Here is a 12,543-nt window from a genome sequence, read left to right as displayed (position 1 = left end):
GCGGGGGCGGAGGAGGCGGCTCGGTGGTGCCGCACAGGCGCTGGCTGCCCGCGACGGAGCAGTAGTGGTCCACGGCGGGGCGCACGTAGGTGATGTCCTCGCCACGGCAGCCCGTGTCGGTGCACTGGTTCACGACGCGGCAGGAGCCCTGGTTGACGTAGTCCGTCTCGCCACGGACCAGGATGCCGGCCACGGTGAAGTTGTCGTTCTCGTAGACGCCCGAGCCCGAGTTGCCACCGAAGGTGTCCGTGTTGGCGATGAAGTAGTCCACCGTGCCGGAGCGGGCGTCACGCACCCAGCCGCCGTCGTCAATCTTGAACGGGATGCCGCTGCCGGAGCCAATCACGGACACGCCGGTGTTCACCGGCAGGGCGGCGCTGCCCGGACGGATGGGCGCCGGCTCGAAGCGCGGCGTGGCCGGACGGTCCAGCCGGGCGATGGCGTAGTCCAGGTTGCGGCCGTTCACCGTGCCCAGCTCGCGCGCGACGATGGACTGACAGGAGAAGACGTCCTGCGTCGTCACCGTCTGCAGCCCCGAGGCCGACGTGCGGTAGAAGTTGAAGACGAAGCGGGTGTTCGAGCAGTCCGACGTGCTGATGCAGTGGCCCGCGGTGAGCACCAGGTCGTCATCGATGAGCGTCCCCGAGCAGAAGGCCGGGGTCGGGTCGCTCAGGAAGCGCTGCGTGGAGCACAGGTTGTAGGCGCTCTGCAGCGTGGACGCGTTGAAGGTGATGTTGTTCGGGTTGGAGGTGTTGAGCGCCGACGGGCGCATCAGCGCCACGGTGGACTTCTCGGCGCGCTGACGCAGCGCCGCGGAGGCCGTGTACGCGTAGACGTCCGTGCGGTGGTCGGCGCCGTAGATGACCTCCTGCTGCTCGGCGCCCAGCTCCGGGGACTTCTCGTCCACGGGGTCCATTTCGGGAGCCGGTCCACAGGCCGCGACCGACACGGAACACAACAACGCGCCGAACAGCTTCCGGCGCAGGGGGATACGGGTGATGCGCATGGGCGACCACTCCTGCGATGAGGGCCCGCCAGAACGGACGAGCAAGGCCACTCTACGCCCGCCCCTGACATCATTTCATGCAATTCAGTTACAAACTGAACAACCCGACAGAGCCATTGAAAAGTTATTACTTGGTTTCACCGCCGTAGGCATTTTCGAGCAGAACGTCGCTGCGCGAGCCCGAGGCCTTGGCGGCTTCGACGTCCAGGCCCTCGCCATGGCCGCGGCCACGGCCCTCGAACAGCAGGGACGCGCCATTGAATGCCGCGGAGCGCGGGCACGACGGCAGCTTCAAGCCGGAGCGCAGCAAGTCACACGGCAGCGAGCGCGCGGTGTCGAACGTCGCGTCGCCCTCCGTCTGCGCGCGCAGGTAGTGCACCCGCCCCGCCTCGAAGCGCAGCGACACCAGCCCGCGCCCCAACAGGCGCTCCACCTCGGCGCGGGGTCGCGCCTGCCGCCAGGGCTCCTGCCCGCCCTGGGAGAAGGTCAGCCACCTGCGCCACTTCAGCGGCGCCAGTCCCAGGGCCTTCGCGTCCTCGGACCGCACGCGCACGGTGCCGCGAAAGGCCTGGCAGTGCGTGGTGTCACAGACAGGGCGCCCCGGGTGACGGCTGTGGCCGTGCTGCTCGTTGTGCGCCACCACCCGCGCCAGCGCCACGCGAGGCTCGCCCGTCAGCGTCACGTCCTCGGCGGCCACCACGCCCGCCGCGTACTGCAGGCGCGTGGTGCGGAAGATGAAGTCGGAGCCGCGCCGCGCCTTCATCGCGCTGGGGGTGGTGGGGACGCCCGGCGGCGGCCGGTACGGCGGCGGCGCGGAGGTGATGAAGACGCCCGCGTAGTCACGCCCTCCTTCCGGACCGCCAGGGAAGCGCACGCGCCAGGGCGCGCCCAGGCACACCGCCGCGCCACGCTTCGTGAGTGAGGCCAGCGGCGCCCAGGCCTCCGCGCCCGCGCGCGGCACCCCCTCCTCCAGCGAGAAGCCCGCGCCGGCGCACCGCGCCTCCACGTCGCCGGCGGGCAGCAGTCCCAGCACCTGCACACGCGCGACCTCCAGGCCGGCCTGCTTGCGCGCGCGCGCCAACGCCTTGGGCACTTCGTCCGCGAACTGGCGAGGCATGGCGCCGGGCCGCACCACCACCGCCACCAGGTCCGCGTCCACGGCGGCAATCCAGCCGAACTGGGGCCGGCTCGCCGCGTCGCGCACGGTGCCCGTCTTGGTGGCCACGCCCGCCAACGACTTCGACACGGGCAGCTCCGCCAGCGTGCCGCGCGCGGCGTTGTCCGCCAGCAGCGCCACCACCTCCGGCCGGGCCTCCGCCAGCAGCCGGTACGCCTGCGCCACGCCCCAGGGCGACAGGGCCCGCGTGGAGCGCAGCCCCGTCGCCTCCGCCATGTCCTCCGGCAAGCCCGTCAGCCCCACCGAGGCCAGCACCGGCCCCCACGCGCCGAAGGCCCGGGGCGCCGAGCCCCGCGCCTCCCAGTCCAGGAAGTAGCCATTGCACGAGCGCAGCAGCGCGGTGCGCGCGTCCACCTTCGCCGGCAACCCCGCGCCGCAGAGCCACTCCGGCACGCCCGGACGCGGCGGCAACACCGGGTGCTCCGCGCCCGCCGCGTACAGGAAGGGCTTGAGCACCGAGCCATACGGCAGCGCGCGCCGCACGTCCCCCTCCGCCAGCAACACCTCTCCCGAATGGCGGCTCACCACCACCGTGGCGGGCCGGGCCTCGCGCACGCCCACGCCCGCCAGCTCGTCGATGGACAGCGGCGACGCCCACCGCGCGCCGTCCTGGCACTGCCGAAGCCTGCGCGACAGCGCCGGAGGAAAGCCCGAGGATTCGTTCAGGAGCCGCGCCAGCGCGCGCCGGGCCCGGGGCGTGTCCACCGCCGGCGCCATGGCCAGCTCCGACGCCGCGCGGGACAACGACAGGTAGGGCCCCTCCTTCCACGAGGGCAGCTCGCCACTCACCGCCACGGCGAAGGCTTCGTGGAAGAGGCGGTCCTCGCTGGACTGGGGACACGCCCACCACAGGAGCTGGTGTGCCAGCTCGTGCCGGAGCGCCAGCCGCAGCCGCTCATCCAGCACGCCCGGCGCGTTCTGCCGCAGCTCCACCCACCCCGGGCGCCCCTGGCCATTGCGCTGGGGCGTCAGCGCCGCGCCCTTCTGGAGGACGATGGAGCCAGGAGGCTTCGCCGGTGCGCCTCCGGCCTCCTGGACGTAGCGCGCCTCCAGCGCCGTCCAGGCGACCTCGGCCTCGCGGCGAAGCCCGGCCTCGGGCGTCACGTCGCCGCGAGTGACGAAGGTCGGGGTGGCCGCGAGCAGCACGGCCACCGTGACGGCCCACCCCATGGACTACAGGTCGCCCAGGCGCTTCTTGGAGGGCACCACCTTCAGCGAGTCCGCGGCCGTCCGCCCGTGGATGCTGGCGGCGTACATGTCCTCGATGTGGGCGGGCGGCGCGGAGAACGTGCCGGCGAACTGCGCGCGCAGCACGTAGCCCACGGTGCGCGGGCTGTCGCTCCACCACGCCGGCTCCTCGAAGAAGAACGTCGCCCGCTCCGGGTCGAGCACGCGGCGCTTGAGCGCCTCGGGCACCAGCGGCAGCGAGTGCGGCGGCCCGCGGAAGGCCTTGTCCTCCTGGAGCGGCACGAAGCCCGCGGGCACCGCGTCCTCCACCACGTAGTACGCCGAGCGCACGCGGTTGTCGCCGCGCGCGTCCAGCGTCAGCTCCACGTAGACCTCTTCCCCCTGGGACACGGTGTCGTCCGCGCCCAGCCGCACCTTTCCGCCCTCACGCAGCACGTAGTAGGCGCGCTGGATGGACATGCCCTCCGCCTTCGGCTGCACGGCGGACAGCGGGGTGCGCGTGGTGGCGCGCAGCGTGGCCACGCCGTCGAAGCCGCCCACGTCCACGGTGCGCGTCCCTGGCGCCAGCACTGCCACCAGGCCCAGCCCGCGCGGGGTGAACTTCACCGGCGTCTTCACGCCCTTCACCTCGGGCGCCTTCATGCCCTGCATCGCCTTCGCGTCGCGCTCCAGCAGCCACAGCGAGTGCAGCAGCGCGGTGCTCCGGTCGAAGGTGGACAGGTCAGGCTCGGACAGCAGCTCCAGGATGCGGCGGCGCGCGCGGGTGATGTCCAGCGTGCCGAACGAGGCCGCGTGCGCGGCGATGGCCGTCAGGCCCACGCGCCGCAGCGGGAAGCGGAAGAAGGCCTCGGACTGCGCCAACGGCTGGCCCGGCGTGTGGGCGGCCAGCGTGGCGTAGCCCTGCGCGCTGCGCGTGACCAGCGCATTGATTTGGGACTGGAGCGCGGGCTCCTTGATGACGCCGGCCTTCTCCGCGGCCAGCACCGCCAGGGCCAGCGGGTACAAGTCACCACCCTGGGCGCCCTGCACCAGCGCCCGCACGCGCGCGGCCTGCTTGGAGCCCTCCAGCCGCGCCAGCACGTACGCGCGAGTGGCGTCGTACTCGGGCGGCAGGCCTTCTTGCGCCTCCAGCCAGCGAGCGCTCTCCACCAGGCGCGGGTCGGCGCGGTCCACCAGCCCCGCCTCGGCCGCGTAGGCCAGGCCGTCCAGCGCGATGAGCGTCAGCGGCAGGCTCGGCGTCTCATAGCCGCCGAACCAGGTGAAGCCGCCGCCCTTCACCGACAGGTCGAGGATGCGCGCGGTGCCCTGCACGGAGCGGCTGCGCGCCTCCGCCAGCAGCGCCTGCGTGTCCGTGTCCAGCTTCGCCAGCGCGCCCGCCTTCTGGAGCACCTGGTACACCGCCACGTTGGGCACGGTGGTGGACACGAGCTGCTCCAGGCAGCCGTAGGGGTACGTGAGCAGCTCGCGCACGTTGGACAGCGCCGCGTCCACGATGGACGGCTGGAGCACCAGCTCCACGCGCGCCAGCGTCGCCTCCTTGGGCGCGGGCACCTCCAGCGCGCCGCCGCCCCAGGCGCTCACCTTCACCACGTCCTCCACCGCCGCCGGCCCCACCTCGAAGCGCTTGAAGTCCTTCAGCGGGTCCTTGCCGCCGGTCACGTTCACGGTGAGCTGGGCCGCGCCCGTGGACGCGGCCTTCAGCGTCAGCGGGACCACCTGCTCGCCGCCCCTGGCCAGCTCCACCTTGTGCTCGAACTGGTCCGCCTTCAGCGCGCCCAGCGACGCCAGCTTCACGTCCAGCAACTGGCTGGCCGGCGACTTCTCCCCGGCCGACAGGCGCACGGAGGCGAGCGCCTCGTCGCCTTCGCGCAGGAACTGCGGCAGCGCGGCGTAGAGGTTGAGGCCGCCGCGCGTGGCGAACTCGGAGGTGCCCTCGCCGAAGCGGCCGGAGGTGTCCGCCGCCACCGCCGTCACCACCCACAGCGTCTGGTTGGAGGGCAGCGTGAAGCGCACCGTGGCGCGGCCGTCCCGGTCCGTCACCACCGCCGGGTCCCAGTGCGCGGTGTCGCGCTCCAGGTCCTTCGTCTGGCGGCTGGGCGGCTTGATGGAGGCGAAGGCGTGGTCCGGCAGGCCCGCCATCTTCCGCGCCAGCGCCTCGCCGTAGCCGTAGCCCTGGAACTCCGAGGAGAAGAAGTTGGACACGTTGTTGCGCGCCGGCGGGTAGAAGAAGTCCAGCACCTTGGGCCGGAACTCGCTCTGGATGGCGTAGACGGCCTTGTCCACCACGCCCACGGACAGCTGCGCCACCACGCCGCGGCCCTCGTGGTCCACCACGCGCACGTCAATGCTCTGCTCGGTGAGCGGCGGGGCCTCCGCGCGGCGGGGCTGCAGCTCCACCGTGAGGGTGCGCTCGCGCGGAATCACCCGGAAGGCCACCGTGCGCTCCTCCCAGCGGCCCGTGGCCGTGGGGTACGCGACGGACGCGTACACCGCGCTGCCGAAGCGCTTCTCCACGTTGAAGCTGTGCACCAGCGTGCGGCCCGTCAGCTCCACCACCTGCGTGTCGTAGAGCGAGGCGCCCGACAGCGTCACCCACACCGGGCCCGCGTCACGGCCGCCCGAGCCCCAGCTGTCCGGCATCAGCGCCACCAGCTTCGCGGTGTCTCCCGGCGCCAGCGTCCCGGACAGCGAGGCCAGGGTCAGGTTGGGCACGCGCGCCACCGGCTCGTCCGCGCCGCCGATGACCAGCAGGGACTCCTCGCCCTGCCACGTCTCCCCGTTCTTGTCCTTCACCACCACGCGCGCCAGCACCGCGCCCACGTCCGAGGTGGGGACCTTCTCGCGGTGCGTGCCGTCCGCCGCCGTGGAGAAGGAGCGCTTGCCCAGGCTCTTCTCCGAGCCATCCGCCGCGCGCCGCACGAACTCCACCTCTCCCTGCGTCACGCCGTAGGGCTTGCCCGACAGCGTGGTGGCGCGAATCGCCAGCGTCGCGTCGCCGCTCTTGGCCACGACGGCGTCGGAGTAACGCGCCAGGCCCAGCACCTCCACCTTCGACAGGAAGAAGGCGGACGTGGCGTTGGCGAAGGTCTCCTGGTCGTCGCGCGCGCGCACGGTGAGCGTGTACCGGTACGGCAGCCGCTCCTCGCCAGCGGCCAGCGCCGGCACGGCGACCTCGACCTCGGCCTCGCCGTTGGCGTCGAAGCCGCTGGCGCTGGACCACGGGTCGTCATAGGCGCCGCGCGCCTCCACGGAGGAGTACAGCCGCTCCGGCACGCTCAGCTTGCCCTCCGTGCTGGAGGCGCTGCCGTACGTCACGTCGCTGCCCTGGCCGCCCTTGCCCGCGTCATCCACCCAGGCGGGCGCGTCCAGCAGGCTGCGGTAGAGGAACACCTCGTACTTCGTGGCGTCGGGCGTCCCCCCGGCATAGCGGCGGGCGCGCACCTTCGCGCGCAGCGTCTGCCCGGGCACCACCGTCTCCGTCGCGGGCTCCATCTCCAGGTAGAACGTGGGCTTCACGTAGTCCTGCACGCGGGCCTCACCCTGGTGCGGGTGCCCGTCCACCTCCGCCTCCACGCGCAGCACGCCGGTGCCCAAATCCTCGGGCACCTTCAGCGTGCCGTGGAAGGCGCCGAACGCATCCACCGAGGCGCGCGTGGTGAGGGCGCGGCCCTCCTGCGAGACGAGCTTCACCTGCACCTGGCGCTGCTTCGGCGTGAAGAGGCGCGCCAGGAAGGTGTCCGGCTGGCGCACCACGCCGCGGAACTTCACCTCGTGGCCCGGCTTGTAGATGGGCCGGTCGCTGTAGATGAACACGTCCGGCGCCACCGCCAGCGCGGAGTAGAAGTCCGTGTCGACAATGGCCGTGTCCCCGCCCGCCGTCGCCGTGGCGATGACGCGCGGCTCCGACACCTCCAGCGTCACCTCGCCCTTCGCGTTCGTCTTCCCCACCGGGCCCTTGCCCTTGGGCAGGTACACCCGCACCTCGGCGCCCTCGCGCGGCTTCTGGTCCCGGCCCGCCACGCGCACCAGCACCTGGCCATCCGTCTGCTTGAGCTGCACCGTCAAGTCGCTGACGACCAGCACCACCTGTCCCTCCACGCGGCCCTGCACCAGTTGGAGCACGTAGGTGCCCGAGGGCAGCGGCGCCAGCGTGACGCGGCGCTCCTGGAAGCCGCTGGGGCCGCTGGCGTTGAAGCCGGGGACATTGAAGTCCCGCTCGGCGCCGCCCAGGTCCAGGTTCAGCCACTGGCTGCGCGCCACCGTGAAGCCGGGCGGCACGCCCACCAGGCGCTCCGGACCCTCGGCCACCTTGGCCAGCGGCTCGCCCGAGCCCGCCGCCTGCGGGGGACGGGGCATGACGCCTCCCACCTCGTCACGGAAGGCGGGGTTGAGCGTGTCGAGCAGGAACATGCCCGGCGTGCGCACCGCGTTGAAGCCCCGGCTGAGCGCGCGGCCTGGGTTCTTCAGCGTGGGCGGCGTCTGGTACGCGCGCCGCAAATCTCCCTGGGCGCGGATGAAGGCGTCCAGGTTCTCCGGCTTGAGGACGCGCAGTTCGACGGGGCCCTTGTCCTCGAAGGCGACGTCCACCGCCACCGGCTCCTGGGTGCCATAGGCGCGCGGGACGGTGATGTAGAGCGGCTTGGCCAGGGCCACGCCGGACAGCATGAGCGCGGACAGGGCCGCCAGTCGGATGAGGCACTTCATGACCCGAAACCTCCAGGAACCAGCGAGTCGCCCTGCACGGTGCCGCGCAGGCCCAGGTACGGCAGCGACTCCAGGTCGCTCCGCGCCGCTTCGATTTCCGGGGGCGCCGCGCTCGGAATGGGCGCGTCGCGGCGGACCCGGAACTCGGACAGATAACCATCCATGGTGAGTCCGCTGAGCAGCCGGCCCGTGTTCACCCCGAAGGCCACCGAGGTGGGCGCGCGCAGCCCGGCCACCACCGGGCCCGCCGCGTTGAGCATGTTGGGCTGCTGGCCCGCGCACGCCTTGCGCAGGCGCTCCAGCTCCGCGTCGTTGGACGCCAGCACCACGTGGTTGCAGTGGGTGCCGCGCACCAGCCGGTTGTAGCCACCGGAGAACAGGCCCTCCAGCGCGGCCGCGTCGTCGGTGCGGCCCCACAGCACGGCCAGCTCCACGGGCAGCTTCGCGTCACCGCGCGGCGTCCACACCAGCGCCACCTGCCGCGTGCGCGTGGGGCCCTTGCCGCCGCCCTCCTCCCAGTACGCCTTGAGCGTCTCGGGCTCCAGCGACTCCGGCAGCTTGAGCTGGAAGGCCAGCAGCACCGGCGTGTCCTCCGGCACCAGCTTGAGCAAATCATCGGACAGGGGCGCGGCGTCCAGGCGCGCGGGGCCGTCCAGCAGCTCGCCCGCGATGCCCCGGCCCACCAGCCGTCCCGCCTCCACGCCGAACTGGAGCCGCGTCCCCGGGGCCAACCCCACCACGCTCGACAGGAGCTGCACCTCGCGGCCGTAGGCCGCCGCGTCATAGCCCAGCTCCACGTCCACGCCGTCCTGCGCCTCCAGCGCCGGCAGCTCCGCGCACAGGCCGTGGAGCACCGCCACCGGGTGGCGCGCGAGCACCAGCCTGTCGTTGAGCCGCCCCGCCCACAGCGTCTGCTCCGCCACCAGCCAGCGCTTCAGCTCATAGGTGCCCTCCGCGCCGCCGCCCGGGCAGTGCGCCGCCTTCATGCCGCCGCGGCTGGCGACCCCGTCCAGCGCCTCGTACGCGGACGTCGCGGCGCGGCCTGGCTTGGGAAGGATGAAGGCCGGCGTGCTGGCGGGCGCGTCACCGGCGAACCACGTCACGCGGAAGGGGGCGTCCAACATCTGCCCCGCGAAGAGGTCCAGCACCGCGCCCTTGAAGCCCGCCTGGAGGTCCTCGCCGGTGGAGCCGAAGAAGGCGGCCCACGCGCCGACGAAGCCCTGGCCCAGCGGCTTCTGGAGCTGGTCGCGCAGCCACACGTTGGCCACCAGCGCGTCCCGCACCTTGCCCGGGTGGTGCACGTCCACCCAGAGGGCGGAGGGCGCGGCCGTGCCGGGCACGTCCAGCTCCGTCATCTCGGGCTCGGGCAGGCCTTCCACGCCCGCGCCCGCGCTGGGCGGGCCCTTGCGCTCACCGCCGAGCAGGTTCGTGACAGTGCCACCGCCGTCGCGGGACTCGCCGCTGCGCCGCCCCAGGAAGAAGGCTCCGGCCACGGCGCCGCCCACGAGGACGGTCACCACGCCGATGAGCAGCGCCTTGGGCGGGCCACTCTTGGGAGATGTCATGACATCCACTCCTTGAAACGGAAGAAGCCGAGGAAGGAAGCGTTCTGCGGCACCGGGCGCCACTCCAGCGGCGCCTCGGTGACCAGGTGGTGGAGGACGCCGGTGCGCACCGCGGCGCCCTGCTCCCCCGGGTGATAGACGACGCGCGCGGGCGCGTGGGCCCGGTCCTCCGGGCGCACCACCAACATCAGGTGGAAGATGGGGCCCGCGTCCTGCTCCTGGCGGAAGGCGAGCACGTCGCCGGTGCGCAGCGCTTCGCGGGTGGCGTCGTCGCGGCCCAGGCGCTGGAAGCTGTGCTGGAGCAGCACCTCCGCGTCCGCGAAGTCCGACGGGCGCCCCCGGCCGTCACGCCACAGCGGCGAGGACAGACGGTCCGGAGCGACCTGCTTGTACGCGGAACGGAAGGCGAAGCGGATGAGGCCCGCGCAGTCACGCTGGTCCGGATGCCACGCGGCGTCCTGCCTGCGGACCTGGGCCAGCGCCACGCGCGCCACCAGCCGCCGGAGCAGCACGTCGCGCGCCTCGGGCGTAGATGACGCCGCCGGCGCGGAAGCACGGGACGGCCCCGCCGACGAGGACGCATGAGGCCGCGTACTGGCCGCGCCGGACGCGGACGGCGAGGACGCATGAGGCCGCACGCCAGCCGTTCCGTTCGCCAGGGGCGCGGACGCATGGAGCAGCACGAGCACGGGAAGGACGTGGCGCATGGACGTGAAGACCCGGACGACGGAGGCGTCAGTACTCACCGTCGCCGTTGGACTGGAGTTCCTTGAGGGCCTCATCCAGGTTCTTGGGCCACGCGGCGTGCTTCGGACGCGGGTCCTGCGAGGGCACGTACACCTCCGCCTGCCCGGCCCCGAGCACATTCACCCAGGCCAGCACGCGGGTGGTGCCCGGCGTGGCCAGGGGGATGCGCACCATGCGGCGAATCTCGCTCGGCGTGCCCTCGAAGAGCGACAGGTTCAGCGTGGCCACGGTGTGGGCCTTGTCACCGCTGGGCCAGTAGTTGGTGGCCACCAGGTACACGCCCTTGGGCGGCGCGCGGTGGATGTAGAGGTACGGGCCGTACGCGGGCTGATCGAAGTCACCGCCCTGCGAGTTGAGGAAGAAGGTGCCGCCGGAGGGACTCGCGGTGTTGGCCCAGTACACGTGCGCCATCTTCTCCACGTCCAGGGTGCCGCCCTCGGCGCTGGCGTCGGTGGGCTCGTACAGGTGCAGGTCGGTGTAGACGCCGTCGGTGTCGCTGGTGAGCACCACCTTGAAGGGCACCGGCGGAATCTGCGCGTAGCTGGTGGCCTGCGCGCGCGCGGTGCCGGCCTGGTTGGTGGCCATCACCGTGACGACATTCTTGCCGCTGGCGGCGGGGAACTTGCGGCTGAAGCGCCCGCGGTACGTGCGCATCAGGTAGCGGTCGCCGTTGATGGACACCACCACCGGGTCAATGGTGGTGTCGCTGACGGTGCCCTCGATGAGCATCATCCGGTCCACCGTCCAACCGCCCGACGGCGCGGACAACGTGACGGCCGGGAGCGTCTTGCCCTTACCAATGGGCACGCCCTGTTGACGGGGATTGGCGGCGGGCGTCTGCGCCAGCAGCACGGCGAGGAGGACAGGCAGCATCACGCGTCCTTGATGGAAGGAGGTCCGCGAGCGTTCGCGGGTGGACAGACTGCGGCAGCAGTGCCCTCCTTTTCAAGTCGCCTGCCAGCCTCCTGGGCGGCGAGGCACACCTTCCCAGCTTTCGAGAGGCGCCACACGCGGTGGGAATCAAGACCCACCGCGTGCCGGCAATCCCTCAGGACGCCGTCGGGCTCTGCGCCTCGGCTGCTGCCGGCGCGGCCTGCGCTTCCTTCTTTTCCTCGGCCTTCGCCTCGGCCTGTTCTTCGGCCTTCGCCTCGGCCTTTTCTTCGGCCTTCACCTCGGCCTGTTCTTCGGCCTTCGCCTCGGCCTTTTCCTCGGCGCCGCCGCTGGCACCAGCTGGCTTGCCTGTGGCAGGAGCTCCCGGAGGAGGGGTCCGCTTGGCGGCGCTGGCGGCCTGACGAACGAGCTCGCGGGCCTTCTGCGCCACCTTCGGCGTGGGCGCGAGGATCATGAACATCAGACGCCCTTCCATGCGGGGCATCTGCTCCACGATGGCCACGTCCTTCAGGTCCTTGGCCACGTCGTCGAGGATGGCCGTGCCCTGCTCCTTGTGCGTGATTTCACGACCACGGAACTGGATGACGACCTTCGCCTTGTTCCCGTCCTCGATGAACCGGCGGGTATTGCGGACCTTGAACTCGTAGTCGTGCTCTTCCGTCTTCGGACGGAGCTTCACTTCCTTGAGCAGGACCGTGACCTGGGCACGCTTCGCTTCCGAGGCCTTCTTCTTCTCCTCGTACTTGAACTTGCCGTAGTCCATGATCTTGCAGACCGGAGGACTGGCCATGGGGCTGATTTCAACGAGGTCCAGCCCCTCTGTCCGGGCGCGATCCAGCGCCGCCTCGAGAGGCATGACCCCGAGCTGGCTACCGTCAGAGCCGACGACGCGGACCTCACGGGCACGGATACGGCGGTTGGTTCTCTGGTCGCGGCTCCCGCCGCGGCTGCTTCTCTGTTCGCGAATGATGGTGACTCTCCTCCGAATTGGGTTTCAGGCCTGCCCACCCAAAGGTGTGGCAGGCAGGTCCGCGACAACAAGGGACCGTACACACATGTGAAGCGCCCCGCCCTGCTTGGGACCCACGCCTGGCAGTGTAACCCGCGGGCGCAGGAGTACATCCCAATGCCCGCTCGCCCGGTAGGAAGGGGAGCCCTGGGTGAACTTTCCTCTTTGGGAGACGGTAACGCCAGAGATAACGCCCGAGCCGTCCACCTGCCGTGGAACCATGCCCCCAATGTACCCCCCAAGGGCCCTCTGGGGG

General features: G+C 71.8%; 7 protein-coding genes. All 7 read right to left on the bottom strand.

The genetic code is table 11. The features are described 5' to 3' along the window. On the bottom strand, positions 1 to 1,006 hold a 1,006-nt coding region (locus tag G4D87_RS22475), incomplete at its 3' end, for a trypsin-like serine peptidase (RefSeq protein ID WP_163784213.1). Between the two features lie 127 nt (positions 1,007 to 1,133). Further along, positions 1,134 to 3,353, bottom strand: coding sequence for a SpoIID/LytB domain-containing protein (locus tag G4D87_RS22470; protein ID WP_163784211.1), 2,220 nt, complete (start codon positions 3,351 to 3,353; stop codon positions 1,134 to 1,136). Positions 3,354 to 3,356: 3 nt separating this feature from the next. Next, a complete protein-coding gene (locus tag G4D87_RS22465) occupies positions 3,357 to 8,075 on the bottom strand; it encodes an alpha-2-macroglobulin family protein (protein ID WP_163784209.1) in 4,719 nt (1,572 codons plus the stop codon). Then, positions 8,072 to 9,640, bottom strand: coding sequence for a hypothetical protein (locus G4D87_RS22460; protein WP_240358499.1), 1,569 nt, complete (start codon positions 9,638 to 9,640; stop codon positions 8,072 to 8,074). The genes G4D87_RS22465 and G4D87_RS22460 overlap by 4 nt, the downstream gene beginning before the upstream one ends. Beyond that, positions 9,637 to 10,347, bottom strand: a complete 711-nt coding sequence (locus G4D87_RS22455) for a DUF1175 family protein (RefSeq protein WP_163784206.1) — start codon at positions 10,345 to 10,347, stop codon at positions 9,637 to 9,639. Before G4D87_RS22455 ends, G4D87_RS22460 begins: the two co-directional genes overlap by 4 nt. A 28-nt stretch (positions 10,348 to 10,375) precedes the next feature. Further along, the gene (locus G4D87_RS22450) at positions 10,376 to 11,260 is read right to left on the bottom strand and encodes a DUF2135 domain-containing protein (protein WP_163784203.1); all 885 of its coding nucleotides are present in this window, start codon (positions 11,258 to 11,260) and stop codon (positions 10,376 to 10,378) included. Positions 11,261 to 11,435: 175 nt separating this feature from the next. Next, a complete protein-coding gene (gene infC, locus G4D87_RS22445) occupies positions 11,436 to 12,188 on the bottom strand; it encodes a translation initiation factor IF-3 (protein WP_240358500.1) in 753 nt (250 codons plus the stop codon). Positions 12,189 to 12,543: the final 355 nt, after the last annotated feature.

Origin of the sequence: Myxococcus vastator (assembly GCF_010894475.1) — a bacterium.
GTDB classification, from domain to species: domain Bacteria; phylum Myxococcota; class Myxococcia; order Myxococcales; family Myxococcaceae; genus Myxococcus; species Myxococcus vastator.
Note: the sequence above shows the minus strand (reverse complement) of the source record. Positions and strands in the feature narration are given on the sequence as shown.

Bases quoted from the DNA above. Each gene is read 5' to 3' on its own strand.
- G4D87_RS22470 (WP_163784211.1), bottom strand. From the start codon at position 3,353: ATGGGGTGGGCCGTCACGGTGGCCGTGCTGCTCGCGGCCACCCCGACC.
- G4D87_RS22465 (WP_163784209.1), bottom strand. From the start codon at position 8,075: ATGAAGTGCCTCATCCGACTGGCGGCCCTGTCCGCGCTCATGCTGTCC.
- G4D87_RS22460 (WP_240358499.1), bottom strand. From the start codon at position 9,640: ATGACATCTCCCAAGAGTGGCCCGCCCAAGGCGCTGCTCATCGGCGTG.
- G4D87_RS22455 (WP_163784206.1), bottom strand. From the start codon at position 10,347: ATGCGCCACGTCCTTCCCGTGCTCGTGCTGCTCCATGCGTCCGCGCCC.
- G4D87_RS22450 (WP_163784203.1), bottom strand. From the start codon at position 11,260: ATGCTGCCTGTCCTCCTCGCCGTGCTGCTGGCGCAGACGCCCGCCGCC.